Annotated in this window: 19 protein-coding genes and 1 other annotated feature; of the genes, 18 read left to right on the top strand and 1 reads right to left on the bottom strand. The window is 44.4% G+C overall.

All coding sequences use genetic code 11. From position 1 onward, the window contains the following. The first annotated feature begins 67 nt into the window (after positions 1–67). From polA to AS034_RS06780, 17 genes are all read left to right on the top strand, one after another. Positions 68–2,695 (top strand): DNA polymerase I, encoded by a 2,628-nt coding sequence (gene polA, locus AS034_RS06860; RefSeq protein WP_058297948.1) that lies wholly within the window; start codon positions 68–70, stop codon positions 2,693–2,695. A gap of 22 nt (positions 2,696–2,717) precedes the next feature. Then, positions 2,718–3,548: a DNA-formamidopyrimidine glycosylase gene (gene mutM, locus AS034_RS06855; protein ID WP_032087376.1), complete on the top strand. Its 831-nt coding sequence runs from the start codon at positions 2,718–2,720 to the stop codon at positions 3,546–3,548. A gap of 70 nt (positions 3,549–3,618) precedes the next feature. Then, positions 3,619–4,257, top strand: a complete 639-nt coding sequence (gene ytaF / locus AS034_RS06850; protein ID WP_058297947.1) for a sporulation membrane protein YtaF — start codon at positions 3,619–3,621, stop codon at positions 4,255–4,257. A gap of 64 nt (positions 4,258–4,321) precedes the next feature. Continuing rightward, positions 4,322–4,927: a dephospho-CoA kinase gene (gene coaE / locus AS034_RS06845; RefSeq protein ID WP_058297946.1), complete on the top strand. Its 606-nt coding sequence runs from the start codon at positions 4,322–4,324 to the stop codon at positions 4,925–4,927. A gap of 467 nt (positions 4,928–5,394) precedes the next feature. Then, positions 5,395–6,423, top strand: coding sequence for a glyceraldehyde-3-phosphate dehydrogenase (locus tag AS034_RS06840; RefSeq protein WP_058297945.1), 1,029 nt, complete (start codon positions 5,395–5,397; stop codon positions 6,421–6,423). A gap of 625 nt (positions 6,424–7,048) precedes the next feature. Beyond that, the gene (speD, locus tag AS034_RS06835) at positions 7,049–7,429 is read left to right on the top strand and encodes an adenosylmethionine decarboxylase (RefSeq protein WP_032087380.1); all 381 of its coding nucleotides are present in this window, start codon (positions 7,049–7,051) and stop codon (positions 7,427–7,429) included. Positions 7,430–7,597: 168 nt separating this feature from the next. Next, on the top strand, positions 7,598–7,978 hold the full coding sequence (locus AS034_RS06830; RefSeq protein ID WP_058297944.1) for a hypothetical protein: 381 nt from the start codon (positions 7,598–7,600) through the stop codon (positions 7,976–7,978). 82 nt (positions 7,979–8,060) lie between these two features. Next, a complete protein-coding gene (nrdR, locus tag AS034_RS06825; RefSeq protein WP_032087382.1) occupies positions 8,061–8,516 on the top strand; it encodes a transcriptional regulator NrdR in 456 nt (151 codons plus the stop codon). Between the two features lie 110 nt (positions 8,517–8,626). Next, positions 8,627–10,021: a replication initiation and membrane attachment family protein gene (locus AS034_RS06820; protein WP_058297943.1), complete on the top strand. Its 1,395-nt coding sequence runs from the start codon at positions 8,627–8,629 to the stop codon at positions 10,019–10,021. A gap of 11 nt (positions 10,022–10,032) precedes the next feature. Beyond that, positions 10,033–10,965 carry a primosomal protein DnaI gene (gene dnaI / locus AS034_RS06815; protein ID WP_032087384.1) on the top strand — a complete coding sequence of 311 codons (933 nt, stop codon included), beginning with the start codon at positions 10,033–10,035 and terminating at the stop codon, positions 10,963–10,965. A 380-nt stretch (positions 10,966–11,345) separates the two neighbouring features. Then, complete coding sequence (locus AS034_RS06810; RefSeq protein WP_058297942.1) at positions 11,346–12,212, top strand: putative sporulation protein YtxC; 867 nt, start codon at positions 11,346–11,348, stop codon at positions 12,210–12,212. 662 nt (positions 12,213–12,874) lie between these two features. Beyond that, positions 12,875–14,806: a threonine--tRNA ligase gene (gene thrS, locus AS034_RS06805; protein ID WP_058297941.1), complete on the top strand. Its 1,932-nt coding sequence runs from the start codon at positions 12,875–12,877 to the stop codon at positions 14,804–14,806. A 379-nt stretch (positions 14,807–15,185) separates the two neighbouring features. Continuing rightward, positions 15,186–15,325, top strand: a sequence feature (ribosomal protein L20 leader region). Between the two features lie 82 nt (positions 15,326–15,407). Beyond that, the gene (gene infC / locus AS034_RS06800; RefSeq protein ID WP_032087386.1) at positions 15,408–15,911 is read left to right on the top strand and encodes a translation initiation factor IF-3; all 504 of its coding nucleotides are present in this window, start codon (positions 15,408–15,410) and stop codon (positions 15,909–15,911) included. 22 nt (positions 15,912–15,933) lie between these two features. Beyond that, positions 15,934–16,134: a 50S ribosomal protein L35 gene (rpmI, locus tag AS034_RS06795; protein ID WP_032087387.1), complete on the top strand. Its 201-nt coding sequence runs from the start codon at positions 15,934–15,936 to the stop codon at positions 16,132–16,134. 30 nt (positions 16,135–16,164) lie between these two features. Further along, positions 16,165–16,524, top strand: a complete 360-nt coding sequence (gene rplT, locus AS034_RS06790; protein ID WP_032087388.1) for a 50S ribosomal protein L20 — start codon at positions 16,165–16,167, stop codon at positions 16,522–16,524. Between the two features lie 582 nt (positions 16,525–17,106). Further along, positions 17,107–17,385, top strand: coding sequence for a DUF1294 domain-containing protein (locus AS034_RS06785; protein WP_058297940.1), 279 nt, complete (start codon positions 17,107–17,109; stop codon positions 17,383–17,385). 108 nt (positions 17,386–17,493) lie between these two features. After that, positions 17,494–18,072, top strand: a complete 579-nt coding sequence (locus AS034_RS06780; RefSeq protein WP_058297939.1) for a TVP38/TMEM64 family protein — start codon at positions 17,494–17,496, stop codon at positions 18,070–18,072. A gap of 77 nt (positions 18,073–18,149) precedes the next feature. Here AS034_RS06780 and AS034_RS06775 read toward each other — a convergent pair whose 3' ends face one another. After that, entirely contained in the window at positions 18,150–19,223 is a 1,074-nt protein-coding gene (locus tag AS034_RS06775) for a YheC/YheD family protein (RefSeq protein WP_058297938.1), read from the bottom strand. 144 nt (positions 19,224–19,367) lie between these two features. On the opposite strand from AS034_RS06775, the gene AS034_RS06770 reads away from it, so the two are divergent. After that, a complete protein-coding gene (locus tag AS034_RS06770) occupies positions 19,368–20,684 on the top strand; it encodes a YheC/YheD family endospore coat-associated protein (RefSeq protein ID WP_058297937.1) in 1,317 nt (438 codons plus the stop codon). The last annotated feature ends 8 nt before the right edge of the window (positions 20,685–20,692 follow it).

The raw sequence follows: 20,692 nt of genomic DNA, 5'->3' as shown, positions 1-20,692 counted from the left end.
AGAAAAAATCCCGGCAATCTCATGCCGGCAATCATAAAAGTATTCTACCTTTTAAGGAGGTCCACCCATGGCGAAGAAATTAGTATTGATTGACGGGAACAGTATTGCATACCGCGCATTTTTTGCCCTGCCGCTGTTGAACAATGATAAAGGTGTACATACAAATGCAGTATACGGGTTCACAACCATGCTGCAAAAGATCCTCGAAGATGAAAAGCCTTCCCATATCATGGTCGCTTTCGATGCAGGAAAGACGACTTTCAGACATAAGACGTTCAAGGAATATAAGGGGGGGAGACAGAAGACGCCTCCTGAGCTGTCAGAACAGTTCCCTTATATCAGGGAGCTCCTGGATGCTTATGGCATAAAACGGTATGAAAAGGAAAACTATGAAGCGGACGATATTATCGGTACCCTCTCCCTGCAGGCGGAAGCGGACGGATATGAAGTCAAGATTTTTTCGGGTGACAAGGACCTGACTCAGCTTAGCACGGATAAAACCACCGTATGCATCACGAGAAAAGGGATCACCGATCTTGAAATCTATACGCCTGACCATATCAAGGAAAAGTGGGAAATATCCCCGGATCAGATCATTGATATGAAAGGACTGATGGGAGACAGCTCCGATAATATCCCGGGTGTGCCGGGCGTCGGTGAAAAAACTGCGATCAAGCTGCTGAAGGAGTTTGGTTCCGTAGAAAAGCTGCTTGAATCCATCGACTCCGTAAGCGGGAAAAAGTTGAAAGAGAAACTCGAGGAACATAAAGAATCGGCAGTCATGAGTAAGGAACTGGCCACGATCCTCCGTGAAGCGCCGATTGAAGTCAAAGTGGACGAACTTGACTATGATGGAATGGACGCAGGCAAGCTAAAGGAAGTGTTCAAGGATCTCGGCTTCAATTCCCTTCTTGAAAAAATGGGGGAAACACCCGAAGAAGAAGTACAGGAATTAGAAGAAATCTCATATGAAATCCTAAAAGAAATCGAAGGAAAACATCTTGCGAAAGAAAGTTCATTATATATCGAGATGCTGGAAGACAACTACCATCTCGGTTCCATCATCGGAGTGAGCATGCACAATGAGAAAGGGACGTTCTATTTTTCACTGGATGCACTGAAATCGGAAGACTTCAAAAAGTGGGCGGAAAGTGATGAGAATAGAAAATATGTGTACGATTCGAAACAGACAGTCGTTTCACTGAAAAGGCACGGCATCGATATCAAGGGGATTGAATTCGATTTATCCTTGACGTCCTATATTTTAAATCCATCTTCTTCAGGCGACGATTTTGCCTCGATTGCAAAAACACACGGCCTTCCAGCAGTGGACAGCGATGAAGCAGTCTACGGTAAGGGAGCGAAACAGAAAGTGCCGGCTGAGGAGATCCTTTCAGAGCACCTGGCCAGAAAGGCAGCTGCCCTCTTTGAACTAGAGTCAGTCTGTACGAAGGAGCTCGAGGAAAACGAACAATTGGAATTGATCAATGAGCTGGAGCTTCCGTTGGCATTGATTCTTGCTGAAATGGAGTATACAGGGGTCAAAGTGGACAAACAACGCTTACTCCATATGAAAGAAGAACTTGGTACCAGGATTGAAGAGCTTGAGAAGAAAATCCACGAGCTTGCAGGGGAGAACTTCAATATCAATTCCCCGAAACAGCTGGGTGTCATTCTTTTTGAAAAGCTGGGACTGCCGGTCGTCAAGAAGACAAAGACGGGCTATTCAACTTCGGCGGATGTATTGGAAAAGCTTCAATCGAAGCATGACATCATTGACTATATCCTTCACTACCGTCAACTAGGAAAGCTGCAGTCCACTTATCTGGAAGGTCTGCTGAAAGTGATCCATGAAGATTCAGGCAAAATCCATACGCGGTTCAATCAGGCACTGACGCAGACCGGGAGATTGAGTTCAATCGATCCGAACCTGCAAAATATCCCGATCAGGCTCGAGGAAGGCAGGAAGATCCGTCAGGCCTTCATTCCATCCGAAAAGGGCTGGGTGATGTTTGCCGCTGATTATTCACAAATCGAGCTCAGGGTGCTTGCCCATATTGCCGGGGACGAAAAACTGATCGAAGCATTCCGCAATGATATGGATATCCATACGAAAACGGCAATGGATGTTTTCGGGGTTTCAAAGGAGGAAGTCACCTCGAATATGAGGCGGCATGCAAAAGCGGTCAATTTCGGGATAGTATATGGTATCAGTGACTACGGACTTTCACAGAGCCTTGATATTACCCGTAAGGAAGCAGGGGAGTTCATCAAGAAGTACCTGGAAAGCTTCCCGGGTGTCAAAGAATATATGGATGACATCGTTCAGGAAGCGAAGCAGAAAGGTTTCGTCCAGACGCTTCTGAACCGCCGCCGCTATCTGCCTGAGATCACGAGCAGGAATTTCAACCTCCGCAGCTTTGCGGAACGGACAGCGATGAATACCCCGATTCAGGGAAGTGCCGCCGATATCATCAAGAAAGCGATGATCGATATGGCCTTGCGCCTGAAAGAGGAAAACCTTCAATCTCGCTTACTGCTGCAGGTGCACGATGAATTGATCTTTGAGGCACCTGAAGATGAAATAGAAATATTGAAGAAAATCGTACCTGAAGTAATGGAAAATGCGATGGAACTGGAAGTGCCGCTCAAGGTAGATTATTCTTACGGACCGACCTGGTACGACGCAAAATAAGCAGCCATAAGGAGGTACCCCTATGCCAGAGCTTCCTGAAGTGGAAACGGTCAGAAAAACGCTCGAACTTCTTGTTATAGGAAAAAAAATTAAGGATGTATCGGTTTTCTGGCCAAAAATGATTAAACATCCAGAGGACACAGGTGAGTTCATTCATGCTCTCCGCGGCCAGGAGATTCTAGAAATGAAACGGAGAGGGAAATTCCTGGTCTTCTATATGAATGAACTGTCCCTGGTGTCCCATTTAAGGATGGAAGGAAAGTACGGGCTTTACAATGAAGATGATCCAGTGGAAAAGCATACACACGTCATTTTTCATTTTACAGATGGTACGGAGTTGAGATACCGGGACGTCCGTAAATTCGGCACGATGCATCTGTTTAAAAAAGGAGAAGAACTTCTCCACCGTCCCCTGATCCAACTTGGGGCAGAGCCTTTTGATAAAGAATTCACCGTCGGTTATCTCCAGCAGAAACTGAAGAAAACCGAGCGAATTGTAAAAGCCGCCTTATTGGATCAATCGGTAGTAGTGGGACTCGGCAATATCTATGTGGATGAGGCCCTGTTCCGAGCTGGTGTACATCCAGATCGAAAAGCCAAATCCCTTACCACGGAAGAAGCAGCTGAATTACACCGCACGATCATCGAGACACTGCAGGAAGCTGTCGAAATGGGCGGCAGCACGATCAGGTCATATGTGAACTCACAGGGACAAATGGGGATGTTTCAGCAAAACTTGTTTGTCTACAGCCGGAAGGACGAAGACTGCAGAGTCTGCGGCACCCCGATTGAAAAGAAAGTTTCAGCCGGAAGGGGTACCCATTATTGCCCCCGCTGCCAGAAGCATCCTTAAGCCTAAAGACATTTAACATCTGATAAGCCCTTGCCATATAGTATTGTAATGATTTATGGGAGGGCTTTAGATGACTCAAACAATCTCCTTGCTGCTGCTTGCATTTGCTGTAAGTCTAGATAGTTTAGGCACAGGTTTAACGTACGGATTAAGAAAAGTGAAGATTCCTGTAAAATCAATCAGTATCATCTCGATCTGTTCGGCAAGTTCACTGCTCGCCGCCATGTTGGTCGGAGGGGCAGTCCAGTCGTTCATCACCGCCGAATGGGCAGGCAGGATCGGAGGGCTCATCCTCGTCGTGATAGGGGCTGTGGTCCTGTATCAGTTTTTCAGACCGGAAAAGGAAACAGACTTACGTGCTTCTGAAGAGAAGACACTCATCAATTTTGAAATAAAGTCCATTGGATTGGTCATCCAGATCCTGAGGCGCCCATTGACCGCAGACTTTGACAGGTCTGGGACGATTACCGGAATCGAAGCGTTCATGCTCGGGATTGCCTTATCACTCGATGCCTTCGGAGCGGGGATCGGAGCCGCGCTGCTGAATTTCTCACCGTTGTTATTGGCTGCGGCCATCATGTGCATGAGCTTTGTGTTTTTATCCACAGGCCTGAAAATGGGGCAGTCTCTATCACATTTAAAATGGATCCAGCGGGTGGCTTTCCTGCCGGGCGTCCTGCTGATACTTATAGGAATCCTTCGCTTTTAATATACACCCTTCAAACAGCGCAAAATGGACCTTGAACAACTGTACTAAAGAAAGGAATAGAAATATGGCAACCATTCTAGGATTGACAGGCGGAATTGCAAGCGGAAAAAGTACGGTATCTGAAATGCTTAGTAAAAAGGGATACACGGTGATCGATGCAGATCTTGCTGCCCGAAAGGTTGTCGAGGTCGGTCAGCCGGCTTACCTCGCCATCGTCGAGGAATTCGGCAGAAGCATCCTTCACAAGGAAGACGACACCATCAACCGTGCAAAACTCGGCGATATCGTTTTTCATAATGAAGAAATGAGAAAAAAACTGAACGGCATCGTCCACCCTGCAGTCCGGGGGCTGATGCTCTCAGAAAAAGATCAGGCCATCGAGTCAGGAAAAATCACCATCATCATGGATATCCCGCTCCTCTATGAAAGCGACCTTACATGGATGGTGGACCGCACCATCGTCGTATACGTAGATGAGGAAACCCAATTGTCCCGATTAATGAAACGAAACCAATTCACAGAACAAGAAGCAGCATCACGGATCGCATCCCAGTTCCCCTTAGAAGACAAAATCGGCCTGGCCGACGCAGTCATCAACAACAACGGCACAATCGAACAAACCGAAGAACAGCTCGAGAAGATTATTAATGAGTGGGATTTGCGACCATAATACTTAACGAAAAGCCGGCAGGAATTTCTTCTTGTCGGTTTTATCATTTTGGTGAGGGGAATTTATACTAGTCTGTTACTAGCGGTTGATTGGAGTGCAAGACGCAGACTCCTATCAGAAAAGCGGAAGGGCTTTGGTCAGAGGCGTGTGGCATAAGACGAATCGGCCGTGAAGGAGTTCTTTGCCTTTTTGGCCGGTTTGGCTTATGACATGTGCCTCTAAGCCCTGCAGCTGGACAGTTAATCCCGCGGAAAGCGAAGTCTTGCACGGAAATTAAAAGCGGTATTAGAGGGGTGATTTATTTCTGTCCACATTCATTTTCCATAGAGCATCAGAATATAATTTGTCAGAATAATAAAACATTAAAAATCCGCAAATTACTTATTAACTATTTCTATAAATATGTTATACTATTTTTAGTTAATAAACATATAAGTATAACATTAATATAGAGGGGAGCCGGATTTATGAAGGCGAAAATTGCGATTAACGGTTTTGGACGAATTGGAAGAATGGTATTCAGAAAAGCGATTTTGGAAGACAACTTAGAGGTTGTGGCAATTAACGCAAGCTACCCAGCTGCCACATTGGCACATTTGATTAAGTATGACACAAATCATGGCACGTTCGATGCCGAAGTACTGACAGAAGACAACGCCATTATCGTGAATGGAAAAAAAGTTCAACTATTAAGTAATCGTGATCCAAAAGCACTGCCTTGGAACGAACTGGGCATCGATATTGTCATTGAAGCAACGGGGAAATTCAATGACAAGGAAAAGGCAAGCCTTCACCTGGAAGCCGGCGCTAAAAAAGTAATCCTTACAGCTCCAGGTAAAAATGAAGATGTAACGATTGTCATGGGAGTAAATGAAAGCGCATTAAATATCGAAGAGCACTCCATTATTTCCAACGCATCTTGTACGACAAACTGCCTCGCTCCTGTAGCGAAGGTGCTGGATGAGCAGTTCGGAATCGAGAATGGATTGATGACGACTGTCCATGCTTATACAAATGATCAAAAGAATATCGATAACCCACATAAAGACCTGCGCAGGGCAAGGGCGTGCGGACAGTCGATCATCCCTACAACCACAGGCGCTGCGAAAGCGCTGTCACTTGTGCTTCCTCAGTTGAAAGGAAAGCTCCATGGGATGGCACTTCGAGTACCGACGCCTAATGTGTCTCTTGTTGACCTTGTAGTCGATGTAAAGAGAGACGTAACGGCAGAAGAAATCAATGAAGCATTCATCACGGCATCACTTGGGTCGCTGCAAGGCATCTTGCAATATACGACCGAACCGCTGGTATCCATCGACTTTAACACAAACCCGCACTCCGCCATCATCGACGGATTGTCCACAATGGTCATGGGTGACCGTAAAGTCAAAGTACTGGCATGGTACGACAACGAATGGGGCTACTCCTGCCGCGTAGTCGACCTAGTCAAATACACAGCATCCAAAATGCAAGCCAAAACAGAAGTAAACGTTTGAAAGAACCAACAAAAACAATAAGCAAAACCACTCGAACGTCCCCCGGGGCGTTCTTTTCTTTTTAATAAAATATTTTCAAAAGTGTTCTCGGAAATGAGGATATTTAGTTGTTGGAATAATTACGGGTTCTGAAAGTATGTAGGCCATTCCAGCTGTTGATTGGAGTGGAAGACGCAGACTCCTGCGGGAAAAGCGAGTTAGGTGAGACTTGTCCAGCTCCAGGGCTTAGAGGCACATGTCATAAGTCAAACCGGCCAAGAAGGCAAAGAACGCCTTCGTGACCGATTCACCTTATGCCACACGCCTCTAACCGAAGCCCTTACGCTTTTCTAACCCGCAGGCGAAGCCGAGGAGGCTCACCAACCGCCCGCGGAAAGCGGAGTCTTCCACGGAAATCAACAGCGGCTTTAAGGGCCATTAAAAAACTTTTAATAAATTTATTGCAAAAGAATATCAAACAAAGTATACTATTTTTCGTGAACTTCTTAATGGCAGATGAATACTGATTTAGCTACTTAAAGGGTTAGGACCTCTTCGGACTAACTTTCCCCCGTGGTAGTTAAGATTTTGCTGAGGGATTCGTTCATTTTGACGAAAAAAACTATGTCAAAGGGGGAAACGATCAATGGAAACAATGGGTCGTCATGTAATCGCAGAACTTTGGGGCTGTGATTTCGAAAAGCTTAACGATGTTGAAGGAATTGAAAAAACGTTTGTAGATGCTGCACTTAAATCAGGTGCTGAAATCCGTGAGGTAGCCTTTCATAAATTTGCTCCTCAAGGCGTGAGTGGAGTTGTGATCATCTCTGAATCACACTTGACCATTCACAGCTTTCCTGAACATGGTTATGCCAGTATAGATGTGTATACTTGCGGTGATTTAGATCCTAATATTGCTGCTGATTATATTGCAGAAGCTCTTGGAGCAGATACTCGTGAAACAATCGAGCTGCCTCGGGGAATGGGTCCTGTCCAAGTGAAAAAATCTCAGGCACAGGCACTTTAATAGTTAATGTAAGAGATGCATCCATATGCATCTCTTTTTTGATGTTTTGGAAGGGTCCCTGCCTTTCATGGAATAATAGATTCCATACGAAATCAGTGTTTGCCAAGTATCAATTTTCAACGCAACCGTTTTCGTGTAAAATAAAGATAAATAAAGGGAGGCAGATATATGAGTGGATTAAAGACCCTGTTGAAAAGATTCCAATCTGAATGTGAGACTTCGGATCGGCACGAAGACCCGGCTCTCCGTTCACGTTATTATAAATCAATGCATGGCGCTGCATATAGTGCCGTTCTTGACTTGTTTTCGTCTTCCGAATACGAGGTAATCTCAGAATCAAAGGAGCGGGGGGAAATAACGGTACGTAAAAACGGGACGCCCCGTCTATTTATAGTCGCCACCGTCATCACCGTCCGTCCTCTCGAAACGGCAGTCGATTTCAAGGTGAGTGCAGACAAAGGAAAGATCTTTGGTACATATACAGTGCTGAAAGCTCAAATCGGACATTATTACGGCAGGCTGGACAGCCGGATGACAAAGGTAAAATAACGGTAATTCCGTGATTTGCTTGTTTAAATGACTGCTTTTTAATATGATAAAAGTAATAGTTTGTTAAAACGGAGCTGATAATATGAAATGCCCGTCATGCCAGCACAATGGGACCCGTGTAGTTGATTCCCGCCCCGCTGACGAAGGCCGCTCGATCAGAAGGCGAAGAGAATGCGAAGAATGCAGCTACCGGTTTACGACATTCGAAAAGGTGGAAGAGCTTCCGCTGATTGTTGTAAAAAAAGAAGGAGTCCGCGAAGAATTCAGCCGTGAAAAGATCTTGAGGGGATTGATCAAGGCTTGTGAAAAGCGGCCGGTACCCCTTGAAAGCCTGGAGAAGATCTCTATGGAAATCGAGAAGGAGCTCAGGAACCAGGGGGCTTCTGAAGTAGAGTCAGTCAAAATCGGCGAAATGGTAATGGATGAGCTTGCGAAAGTCGATGAAGTCGCATATGTGCGTTTTGCATCTGTGTATCGACAATTCAAAGATATCAATGTATTTATTGATGAATTAAAAGAGTTAATAAAAAAAGAGTGAAATGGTGAGCTGAAGAGACTTTCTTTAGCTCTTTTTCTCTTTATTATTTTTACGCTGCAAATTCAGCAGCTGAGTATAATAGAGCTTTACTTGAAAGGTAGAATCAGAAAATGAAGAAGCATTGGAACGAAATACAGCCGATCGATCACTACACAGTAGCGACAAATGGAATGCTTCAGGAATACGACCGGAAAATCATCACGTTCCTTTATCAGCCATTAATCGGTTCAGCCCCTTACAGTCTTTTCATGAGTCTGTGGGGAGAGGTGGAGGAAAACCGGCTTTGGTCACTGGAGTCAGCCCATTATCATTTAATGAATGTTCTTTCTGCTAATCTCCAGGAAGTATATGAAGCAAGGCTGAAACTGGAAGGGATCGGCCTTTTGAAGGTCTTTGAAAAGAAGAGTGACGGTGAACGCAGATTCGTCTATGAATTGCAGAGGCCGCTTTCACCCAGGGAGTTCTTTCATGACGGTATGCTGAATGTGTACCTTTATCAAAAGATCGGCAAGACCCATTATATGCGCTTGAAGAACTTTTTCACCGACCGGGCTGTCGAGAAGGAGCAATACAGCGAAACCACCCGTTCTTTTCAGGATGTATTTACGTCGGAGCAGAATATCAATTTCCTTCAGCATGATGCGAATGCGGATTCAGAATCAGGTACCGGCAGGCAATTCGTGCAGTATAACAACGGTTCAGGACTGCCGCTGGATGAAGTTGATTTTGATTTCCAATTACTCCTATCAGGCCTTTCAGAAGCGATGGTGCCGAGAAAAGCATTCAATGTCAAAGTGAAAGAAACGGTCGTAAAGTTAAGCACTTTATACGGCATTGATCCCCTTCAAATGAGAAACCTGCTTCTGAGCGCGATTGATTCAGAAGATGAGATTGACCTGGAAATGCTCAGAAAAGCTGCAAGGGACTGGTATCAGCTTCAATCAGGGGATAAACTTCCTGAACTGACTGCACGGAGCAGGGGAGCCAAGGAAATCAAAACATCAGACAAGCCGCTCTCCAAAGAGGAGGAGCTGCTTGAATATCTCGAAACGACATCACCGAAAGATGTCCTTGCCGATATTTCAAATGGCAGCACGCCTTCCAAATCGGATCTCCAGGCTGTGGAAGAAGTGATGCTTTCCCAGAAGCTCCCAATCGGGGTGATGAATGTACTCATTCAGTACGTTTTATTGAAAACAGATATGAAGCTTACCAAAGGGTACATGGAAAAAATCGCTTCTCATTGGTCGCGCAAAAAAGTGACCACTGCTGCACTGGCAATGGATCTTGCAAAGAAGGAGCATCAGCAGTACCTTGAATGGGCGCAGGGGAAAAAAGAAAACAAATCGAGAAGAAAGAAACCGATCCGGACGGAAAAGCTTCCTGACTGGTTCAGTGAAGAGGGGAAAACGGATGAAGCCCCATCCGCTTCTCAAGATGATGATTACGATTTTGAAGCTGAAAAGAAAAAGCTTGAAGAAGAACTGAAAAAATTCAGGAAGTAGGTGAAAGAAAAGTGGAAAAAATAAATAATACCCTCAAGAAACTGGCGGCTTCAGGATCCTTTCAGGAGCGCTATGAAAAAATGAAAAGAGAAATCCTTGAAAACCGGGATGTACGTGACTTCATAAATAAACATAGTGAAACAGTCACGTCCGACATGGTGAATGAAAGTTTAATGAAACTTTATGAATACATTTCCCAAAGCAAGGAATGCAGCGAGTGCCCTTCCCTTCAGGAATGTAAAAACATGATGCAGGGGTACGACCCCCATCTGGTCATCCGCGGGAATACGATTGACATTGAATACCACAGGTGTCCGCGAAAAGTGGTGCACGATGAACGTACAAGCTCGCAGAAGCTTATAAAGAGCCTCTATGTACCGAAAGATATCCTGCAAGCTTCATTCGCCACTCTTGATCTTGATTCGAAAAGCCGTTTGGAAGCGGTGCGACTCGCAAAGAATTTCGTTGAAACCTACTCAGCTGAAGAGCGGATGAAAGGATATTATTTCTACGGGAAGTTCGGTGTGGGGAAATCCTATATCCTCGGAGCGATTGCAAATGAACTCGCAGAGAATAAAGTTGCATCCATGATTGTCTACGTCCCTGAGTTCTTCCGGGAAATCAAGCAGTCCCTCGGTGATAATTCGCTCAATGAAAAGCTTGATGCGGTCAAATCGGCTCCAGTTTTGATGCTGGATGACATCGGGGCGGAAACGATGTCCAGCTGGGGAAGGGATGAAATCCTCGGGACGATCCTGCAGTACAGAATGCTTGAAAATCTCCCTACCTTCTTCACCTCTAATTTCAACTTTGAAGAGCTCACGCATCACTTGACCTACACCCAGCGCGGTGAGGAGGAAAAACTGAAAGCAGCAAGAATCATGGAACGGATCAAATACCTCGCCAAACCCGTGCTTATCGATGGCAGGAATAGAAGAGAATAGAATAGAATCAAACAAAAAAGAAAAGGTGTAATTGCCTTTTCTTTTTTCGTTCTATTCTTGAATGGTACTTTATTTTCTGCGTTTAAAAACAGAGTGAATTGGAGCGGAAGGCATTTGACTCCGACGGGATTAAGAGGAAAGGTCGAGACCCCGCAGGAGCGAATGCGACGAGGAGGCTCGACTTCCTCCCCGCGGAAAGCAAATGCCTGCAGCGGAAAGAAACGGGCTAAGTTTTACTAGCAGAACACGTTTGAACTTTCGCAAAAGGAATATTTCGCAGGTTAAAAACAATTGCAATTAATTCACAATCAAACTTCTAATTCATACAAGCCCCCCATATATATAAAGCAGGGATTCCGGCTTTAAGGAGGGGAGCAAGTTTGATTGAATTCATTTTCAGACAGAAAAATGATGCACTGAAGCTTCAACAATACCTGACCAAGTTTGATTTGCAATCTTGGTTTCACGAAACACTCTTTCAACATAAAACCCATTATAATCTTACTATAGATGTTTCATCTTCCCATAACGGTGAAGAAAGGCTGCTAAAAGGGACTACGGAGTACATTCTTTTTGATAAATGCATCGACTGGGCGGAGGACATTCTAAGGACCCAATTTTATTACGAAGATGCCCACGAAATCGAGCAGATACTTGAAATCGTTTCAGACATGAGAATGGGAGAACGGCCAGAGCTTGACCAGCTTATAGAAAAATGGGATGAGCACTCCTTTATCAGGAAAAGCCTTGATTTGCTGCTCGACGGCAACACCCCTGTCTCATTCGATTCCTTCAGTACATTCCGGCTGAAAAAGCTGCAGCTGCGGATGACTGAAATGGTGGAACTTGCAATTGATGAATACAAGATGGAGCAGGAATATCAAATGTTCATTCATATGCTGAGGGAGTATTTGGCTTCCAGGGAGAAAAAGCTCGATACAATCCATCTTTACTCCACCGGCTTTGGCTTTCGATTTTTCGATGAAAATATGAAGGAAGTATCAAGAGAAGAGCTCACTGCTTTCATAGACAAGCGGCTTTTGACCAATCATCCCCTTTATGTCGATTCGTATACGATTGCACCTCTGCTATCGATTGCTCCCGACAAGATATACGTATACGGGAATGGGGAGCATAATCTGGTGAGGACCCTTCAGAATATTTTTGAAGAGAGGATCGAGCTGCTTCCACATCATTATTTTCCTGAAACGCTCCTTTATCGTTCAATTGATATCGCAAATGAATAGGAAGCCTATTTTTCCCTTTTGCCCTTGCTTTTGACTGCATAACCGATTATAATACCTACATAATAAGTCTATAAGGTAAAGGTTATGAAGAGGACAACAATATTCCTATTCGATTCACAGAGAGGGAAGTCATGGCTGCAAGCTTCCTAATTCGACAGTAATATTTACCGCCTCGGAACTTCAATCCAGAAAAGGCCGCCGGCCCCGTTAAGGATTGACGGCTAAATGTCGTTATTCGTTTTCAATGAAGTCATTCTCATGCGTTTTATGCAGAGGGTGAGAAGTTGGGTGGAACCACGAGTTTATCTATAAGCCTCGTCCCTTCAATTATGAAGGGGCGGGGTTTTTTGTTTTGGCTTTCAATACGCTGTTGATTTCCGTGTAAGACTTCGCTTTCCGCGGGATTAACTGTCCAGCTGCAGGGCTTAGAGGCACATGTCATAAGCCAAACCGGCCAAGAAGGCAAAGAACGCCTTCACGGCCGATTCGTCTTATGCCACACGCCTCTGACCAAAGCCCTTCCGCTTTTCTGATAGGGGTCTGCGTCTTGCACTCCATTCAACAGCTTGAGCCAACTTAAATCTATAATATCTGGTTCTATTGAATCCATGAAACCCACGCCGTTACCAAAAATTCAGGAAAAATTAAAGGAGTGAACACACATGTCTGAACAGATTAAAATTACGTTCCCGGACGGAAATGTGAAGGAGTTTCCAAAAGGAACAAGCACTGAGGACATTGCTGCATCTATCAGTCCGGGGCTGAAGAAAAAAGCGATTGCAGGTAAGATAAATGATCAATTGATTGACCTGCGCACTGGAATCATGGAAGATGGAAAAATTGAAATCATCATGCCGGACAGCCAAGAAGCGCTGGAAATCCTTCGCCACAGTACGGCTCACTTGATGGCACAGGCAATTAAACGCCTTTATCCGGAAACAAAGCTTGGAATCGGTCCGGTAATCGAGGGCGGTTTCTATTATGACATTGATTCCGAACATACTTTCACTCCTGAAGATCTTCCTCTTATTGAAAAAGAAATGAAGAAGCTCACAGGTGAAAATCTTGAAGTCATTAGAAAAGAAGTAAGCCGGGACGACGCGAAGAAGATTTATGAAGAAGTCGGCGATGAATACAAGCTTGAACTTCTAGAAGCGATTCCTGAAGGCGAGCAGGTTTCGATTTATGAGCAGGGTGAATTCTTTGACCTTTGCCGCGGGATCCATATTCCATCCACAAACAAAATCAAAGAATTCAAGCTGTTGAGCATTGCTGGTGCATACTGGCGCGGAAACAGCGACAATAAAATGCTGCAGCGTATTTACGGAACTGCCTTTTTCAAGAAAGCGGATCTGGACGAACATCTTCGACTCCTGGAAGAAGCGAAGGAACGTGATCACCGCAAGATCGGTAAAGAACTGAACCTCTTCATGAATTCCCAAAAGGTAGGTCAGGGACTTCCAATGTGGCTGCCGAAAGGAGCGACTATCCGCCGCATCATCGAACGCTATATCGTCGATAAAGAAGAGCGCCTCGGCTATGATCACGTTTATACTCCTGTCATGGGAAGCGTTGACCTTTATAAAACAAGCGGTCACTGGGATCACTACCAGGAAAACATGTTCCCGGTTATGGAAATGGACAACGAGGACCTTGTTCTCCGTCCGATGAACTGTCCTCATCATATGATGATTTACAAAAATGATATCCACAGCTACCGTGAACTTCCGATCCGGATTGCTGAGCTCGGTTTGATGCACCGCTATGAAATGTCAGGTGCACTTTCAGGATTGCAGCGTGTGCGCGGGATGACACTGAACGATGCTCACATCTTCGTCCGTCCTGATCAGATCAAAGAAGAATTCAAACGCGTTGTCCGTCTGGTACAGGAAGTATACAAAGACTTTGATCTCAATGATTATTCATTCCGTTTATCTTATCGTGATCCCGAAGATACTGAGAAATACTTCGATGATGATGAAATGTGGAACCGTGCACAGGGCATGATCAAAGAAGCGATGGATGAGCTTGACCTTGATTATTTCGAAGCTGAAGGAGAGGCTGCATTCTACGGACCTAAGCTTGATGTCCAGGTGAAGACTGCCCTTGGTAAAGAAGAGACACTATCCACTGTCCAGCTTGACTTCCTCCTTCCTGAACGTTTCGACTTATCTTATGTCGGGGAAGACGGTAAACAGCATCGTCCGGTCGTTATCCACCGCGGTGTCGTGTCGACAATGGAACGTTTCGTTGCCTTCCTGATCGAAGAATACAAAGGGGCATTCCCGACATGGCTTGCTCCAGTTCAGGTGCAACTGATCCCGGTGTCGCCTGATGTCCACTTCGATTACGCAAAAGAAGTAAAAGAGAAGCTGCAGGCAGAAGGCCTTCGCGTTGAAATCGACGACCGCAATGAAAAAATGGGCTATAAAATCCGTGAAGCGCAAATGAGCAAAGTGCCATACATGCTTGTCCTCGGTGATAACGAAATTGCAGATCGTGCTGTAAACGTACGTAAATACGGCGAACAGAAATCAGAGACGATCTCACTGGATCAATTCATAGCAAACATTGTGAAAGAAGCAAAGCGATAATAAATAGTTGAAGGACGGACCTGGTTTCGGGTCCGTCTTCTTGCAATACATGATATATATGTGTGTAATATAAAAATTTATTTTATGCTGGATACAGCTGTTGATTGGAGTGCAAGACGAAGACTCCTATCCGAAAAGCGGAAGGGCTTTGGTCAGAGGCTTATGACATGTGTCTCTAAGCCCTGCAGCTGGACAGTTAATCCCGCGGAAAACGAAGTCTTGCACGGAAATCAACAGCGTTGTTGTAAGTGTCAAAATAAAAAAACTATTGCACTCCACAAAGATGTCTGCTATTATAAGAAACGTTGTGACATCAGAACGATAGTTTGACATCACTTATGTCATGTGATATATTATCTAAGGTGAATTGAATACAGTTTGGTACAAGAAGAAGCTACCCGCTTCTCACCTGAATGACGCCGATCGGCAGTTGCCAGGTATGATAATGACTATTAAAGCTTTTTATAGATGCTTAATAATCAGATGCGGGTGTTTCGACACCCGCATCTTTTTTTGTGCAGACAAAAACGTGCGGGTGCCTGAGACCAAAGCCGTTGTATTCTTTTAATAAACCTTGGAGGTGCTACTTATTAGCAAAGACATGATCTTAAACGAAACCATTCGTGCCCGTGAAGTACGTCTTATCGATCAAAATGGCGAGCAGCTTGGAATCAAATCCAAGAATGAAGCCCTTGAAATCGCTGAACGTGTAAATCTTGATCTTGTTCTTGTTGCTCCAAATGCAAAACCACCCGTTGCCCGTATCATGGACTACGGAAAGTTTAAATTTGAACAGCAGAAGAAAGAAAAAGAAGCGCGTAAAAATCAAAAGATCATCAACCTTAAAGAAGTGCGCTTAAGCCCTTCGATTGATGAGCATGATTTCAATACTAAGCTTCGCAACGCACGCAAGTTCCTTGAAAAAGGAGACAAAGTAAAAGCGTCAATCCGATTTAAAGGCCGTGCGATTACGCACAAAGAAATTGGTCAACGTGTACTGGATCGTTTCTCTGAAGAGTGTAAAGATCTAGCAACTGTTGAATCAAAGCCGAAAATGGATGGTCGCAGCATGTTCTTGGTGCTAGCACCAGTTAACGAAAAATAAAGGACCCGAGGAGGAAAAGCACATGCCAAAAATGAAAACTCACCGCGGCTCAGCTAAGCGTTTCAAGAAAACAGGTTCTGGTAAACTTAAACGTTCTCACGCTTACACAAGCCACTTATTCGCAAACAAATCTACTAAAGCGAAGCGTAAACTTCGTAAAGCAGCTGTTGTCTCTAAAGGAGATTTCAAACGCATTCGTCATATGCTTGACAACCTTAAATAAAAAGCACGTAAGAAATAGGAGGGAATTATTATGCCACGCGTAAAAGGCGGAACAGTAACACGCAGACGTCGTAAAAAAGTTCTTAAGTTAGCAAAAGGTTATTTCGGTTCAAAACACACTTTATATAAAGTAGCAAACCAACAAGTCATGAAATCATACATGTATGCTTATCGTGACCGTCGCCAGAAGAAACGTGACTTCCGTAAATTATGGATCACACGTATCAATGCGGCTGCTCGTATGAACGGTCTTTCTTACAGCCGTTTAATGCACGGTTTGAAGCTTGCTGGTATCGAAGTTAACCGTAAGATGCTTGCTGAGCTTGCGATTGCTGACGAAAAAGCATTCAACCAATTAGCAGAAGCTGCTAAAGCTCAACTTAACAAATAATATCTGCTTGCCTCGTGCAGCAGACAAAGGACTGGCCTCATGGGTCAGTCCTTTCTTAATGTAAGTAACATGCTCCCGTTCCTTTCCGCTGTAAGCAAAAGATTCCTAACGGAGGCTCGACCTTTCCTCTATTTCCTGTCGGAGTCATATGACTTCCACCTAATACACTCAGTAATCTCAAAATATTTCCACACAGAGATATAGTATCTTAAATGAATTTTTATAAAAGGTTTGAGGCTTATTATTACTCAGTTAAACTTTTATCTTTGGTTTGCAATGTCACCAGCGGTTGATTGGAGTGCAAGACGAAGACTCCTAACCGAAATGCGGAAGGGCTTTGCTCAGAGGCGTGTGGCATAAGACGAATCGGCCACGAAGGCGTTCTTTGCCTTCTTGGTCGGTTTGGCTTATGACATGTGGCTCTAAGCCCTGCAGCTGGACAGTTCCTTTCTTTGACGAGGAGGCTCACGGGCTACCCGCGGAAAGCGTAGTCTTGCACGGAAATCAATAGCGGTAACTAATACTTCAATATTTATTTTAGAGTGTTAACCAACATAATTTGATTGAAAGAAGGTAACCAATATGGAATCTTTACTAAATCTCTTATACATATACATCCTCATCATTAATATCAGCGGATTCGTTCTGATGGGGAGGGATAAGAAGAAGGCGCAGCGGCATGAGTACAGGATCAGTGAGCGGACGTTATGGACCGTGGCAGTGATCGGGGGAAGTATCGGTTCGTATATCGGCATGAAGGTCTACAGGCATAAGACGAAGCACAGAATGTTTGCGATGGGGTTCCCTTTCCTGGTCATCGTCCACAGCATCCTCTTCATCTGGATCAATCAAGGGGTGTGATAGGCGGACAATCCCCGGTCTGCCCTTAAGTCTTCTCCTCTTGTCATATAGTGTAGACAGAATGTATAAACTGTAGAGAGTAGAGGCAGCAGAAGGAGGTCATTAGCTATGGACGACCGACTAGTAACAGCATTCGCCATCATGGAAGCTAGTGGATACATCGCTCCTGTTCTGTTTATATTGTTTCATGTCCTGAGGCAGTTTCTCTTTATCCCCGTGGCCCTGGTTTGTATGGCTGGAGGCATCCTCTTCGGGAGTATTCTCGGTACGATTTACTCGCTGATCGGATTGACGCTTTTATCCATTATCTTTTATTTTGCCATCAAAAGCTTTACGTCTTTTTATGAGCGTCTGTTGAGACTGAAGGAAAAGTGGTTCGGTAAAAGCGCGGATTTGACCACCGGACAGATCGCAGTATTGCGTCTTATCCCCTTCATCCATTACCAGCTGCTCAATCTTTGCCTGATGCAGAAAAATCCCCAGTTCAAGCCTTTCGTCCGTGCTACAATCATATCCAACATCCCACTCGCATTTTTCTACACCGTTTTCGGACAGTATATCAAGCAATTTTCACCGCCCATCATGGTCATGATCATCATGGCGCTGGCCGTTCTCTTCTATTTATTGAGGGAAAAAGTGAGGGTCATGAGCTGGAATGAATTTTTTCCTGAAAGAAACCGTATGTAATCAGTAAATTATATGCCTCATTAATTTCGCGGCATAAGAAAAGGGAACCTGACCGGGTTCCCTTTTCTTATGCTGTTTCACTTCAACCGGTCCAATAGATACCTGCCATATCCGATTGGGTTGAAGTGCTTTGCTTTCCATTCTTCATATCGCTTCCCTTTATAGCGGACATTTCCGTACCTTCCGCGGAAATTACTTTCGATGAAGAAAGGTTTCCCTTTTTTATCCAGGGCAATATCAAAAGCGATATCCGCAATATGGTCGGTGTATCTTTCCAGGTGCTTTGCCATTTTTAAAGTAAGGGATGAAATAGCTTCATATGTCTGTTTATAAGATAGGTAGGAATGGCCATTTACGACTTGATCGAAAGAGAGGGAGCTTCCTCCCTGACTGATGTTTGTCACGAATTGATCCTTTGAGGGTGAGACTTTGCAGAGGATCCCGGCGACAACCCAATCCCCGGTATGATCACGCTGTACCACTACCCTAAGATCGAACGGGCGCTTTTTATATGTTGCAAGGTCAATGTTTTCCTGGATGATGTACAGCTTTTTTTTGAAGGCTTTCCTGATCACCTCAGGAATCTCTTCTTTAAACTGAACCTCTTCCCACTTTCTTCTTGCGAGGGGGTATTTCAAAAGGTACCCCCCTGAATCCTCCCTGGTTATTTTCATGATGCCGCCTCCGAGACTTCCTTTGGCAGGTTTCAGGATCAGCTTGCGGTGCTTTTGCAGCATCATCTTAAGGTTTTCTTCTGTTCCTTTCACCGTTTCAGGAAGGGAGACAGCAATCTCGGGATCTTGGCTCATGATTTCATGCATCCTGAATTTGTCATGGCTGATCCCTTTTTTGTTGTAGAATTGGATGTTTTTTTGATCGAGGAAGGTGCTTTGCTTTTTTGAAAGGAAGCTGCGTGTGTAGATCACTTTTGGGAGATTGACAGTATCCAGTTCGTACCCCTTTCCTTTTTTTACGAATCCTTGTACTTTATCTTCTCCTGGTTTGAGACACTTAAGCTTCATGAAGACCGGTATAAGGCCGAAGTGGTCGGCTGCTTCCTGGTATGCACGTACATTGATCTGGCTTTTACCTGTGGACAGCCTGTCGAAGATACCATCCGGCAGGATCACACCTATATAGTTCTGCGTCATTCTTCTTTTCAACTCCTGCTTTTATTCAGTCTCTTCTATGTATATTTAAATGACGCGGAAATGGTTATTGGTAATTGGCACATTCTTGAAGATGCTCATAGTATAGTAAGGTGTAAATGCGACAACAGTAATCGGGGTGAAAGAATGAAATCATGGTTCAGGGTGAAAAAAGGGGAAGAAAAAGGGTACCGCATTATCATGCATCCGGATCTGATCAAGGACTGCGAACTGTCGGTAAATATGAAGGTAACAGTAAGATTCGGGCTTCAGACATGTGATGTGAAAATCATCCCCTCTAAAAAAATCAACATTGGGAAAATGATCATGACACGGGATGTCATCGAGACACTGATGCTGCCCCTAATTCCGGCATACGAAATCGTTTATAAGGATGATGAAATCCAAATAGGGCCCATCATCGGGATTGTGGCAGCAAGAACAACCGGGAAGCTGGACGAAAAGGTGCAAAAGCTTGGAAGGTATGTGAGAAAATATCATAAGGTGAACGGTGCAATCATTGCTTTTTCAAACGAAGGGATCGATTTTGATAAGAGGTTGATGTTTGGATATCTTTACGATCCTATCGAAAAAAAGTGGATCAAAGGGATCTATCCTTTTCCTACTGCAATTTTCAAACGAGCTTCTTTGAAGAAAGAATTGCACCAACAGTTTGAGAGAATAATTGGTAATCGTATCTTCAATTCTTCCACATTCACTAAATGGGAAATGTATTCATGGTTTAAACAAGCATCTGGACTGAATGCTTATTTGCCGGTCACACGCATTTTCAAACATGTGCACGATGTTGAAAACATGCTGGAACGGTTCGGAGGCGCGTATATCAAACCAATCAAGGGGATGCAGGGTAAAGGCGTGGCGAAGATTGAGCAAAAAAAAGATGGATTGCTCGTTCAGCACATTGCAGAGGATAGTAAAAACGACTATTTCTTTCAAGATTTATATGAAGCAGAAGAATTTCTTAAAGATAATTTTGGAGAAGAAAAATTCATTCTTCAGCAGCCGCTTCACCTTCAGTTTCAAGAATCGATCATTGACTTCCGTGTAATCATGATCAAGGACAGAAATGGAGAGTGGAAAAACTTTGGAATTATGGGCAGGAACGGGGTGAAGGGACATATCGTGAGCAACCGTCATAGAGGCGGGAAGGTTGAACAGGCTGCACGCACCCTGGAAAAAATGTTCCCCGATAAAAGGAAGGAGTATTTGAAGGAAATGGAGCAGCTCGCTATAATGGCGGCTAAAACGATTGAGAACTGTGGATTTCTTTTTGGGAAGCTGGGGATTGATATCGGGATCGACAGGGAAGGTCGCATGTGGCTGATCGAAATCAATCACCGCAATCCTAATGACTATGTGGCGACCTTTGCCGGGGATAAATCACTGGTCAATAAGATCAGACATGAGAATATGCGGTATGCAAAGACACTTGCAGGATTTTAAGGTGCAGC

Source organism: [Bacillus] enclensis (assembly GCF_001456935.1).
GTDB lineage: Bacteria > Bacillota > Bacilli > Bacillales > Bacillaceae_B > Rossellomorea > Rossellomorea enclensis.
Note: the sequence above shows the minus strand (reverse complement) of the source record. Positions and strands in the feature narration are given on the sequence as shown.

Bases quoted from the DNA above. Each gene is read 5' to 3' on its own strand.
- polA (WP_058297948.1), top strand. From the start codon at position 68: ATGGCGAAGAAATTAGTATTGATTGACGGGAACAGTATTGCATACCGC.
- mutM (WP_032087376.1), top strand. From the start codon at position 2,718: ATGCCAGAGCTTCCTGAAGTGGAAACGGTCAGAAAAACGCTCGAACTT.
- ytaF (WP_058297947.1), top strand. From the start codon at position 3,619: ATGACTCAAACAATCTCCTTGCTGCTGCTTGCATTTGCTGTAAGTCTA.
- coaE (WP_058297946.1), top strand. From the start codon at position 4,322: ATGGCAACCATTCTAGGATTGACAGGCGGAATTGCAAGCGGAAAAAGT.
- AS034_RS06840 (WP_058297945.1), top strand. From the start codon at position 5,395: ATGAAGGCGAAAATTGCGATTAACGGTTTTGGACGAATTGGAAGAATG.
- speD (WP_032087380.1), top strand. From the start codon at position 7,049: ATGGAAACAATGGGTCGTCATGTAATCGCAGAACTTTGGGGCTGTGAT.
- AS034_RS06830 (WP_058297944.1), top strand. From the start codon at position 7,598: ATGAGTGGATTAAAGACCCTGTTGAAAAGATTCCAATCTGAATGTGAG.
- nrdR (WP_032087382.1), top strand. From the start codon at position 8,061: ATGAAATGCCCGTCATGCCAGCACAATGGGACCCGTGTAGTTGATTCC.
- AS034_RS06820 (WP_058297943.1), top strand. From the start codon at position 8,627: ATGAAGAAGCATTGGAACGAAATACAGCCGATCGATCACTACACAGTA.
- thrS (WP_058297941.1), top strand. From the start codon at position 12,875: ATGTCTGAACAGATTAAAATTACGTTCCCGGACGGAAATGTGAAGGAG.
- infC (WP_032087386.1), top strand. From the start codon at position 15,408: ATGATCTTAAACGAAACCATTCGTGCCCGTGAAGTACGTCTTATCGAT.
- rpmI (WP_032087387.1), top strand. From the start codon at position 15,934: ATGCCAAAAATGAAAACTCACCGCGGCTCAGCTAAGCGTTTCAAGAAA.
- rplT (WP_032087388.1), top strand. From the start codon at position 16,165: ATGCCACGCGTAAAAGGCGGAACAGTAACACGCAGACGTCGTAAAAAA.
- AS034_RS06785 (WP_058297940.1), top strand. From the start codon at position 17,107: ATGGAATCTTTACTAAATCTCTTATACATATACATCCTCATCATTAAT.
- AS034_RS06780 (WP_058297939.1), top strand. From the start codon at position 17,494: ATGGACGACCGACTAGTAACAGCATTCGCCATCATGGAAGCTAGTGGA.
- AS034_RS06775 (WP_058297938.1), bottom strand. From the start codon at position 19,223: ATGACGCAGAACTATATAGGTGTGATCCTGCCGGATGGTATCTTCGAC.
- AS034_RS06770 (WP_058297937.1), top strand. From the start codon at position 19,368: ATGAAATCATGGTTCAGGGTGAAAAAAGGGGAAGAAAAAGGGTACCGC.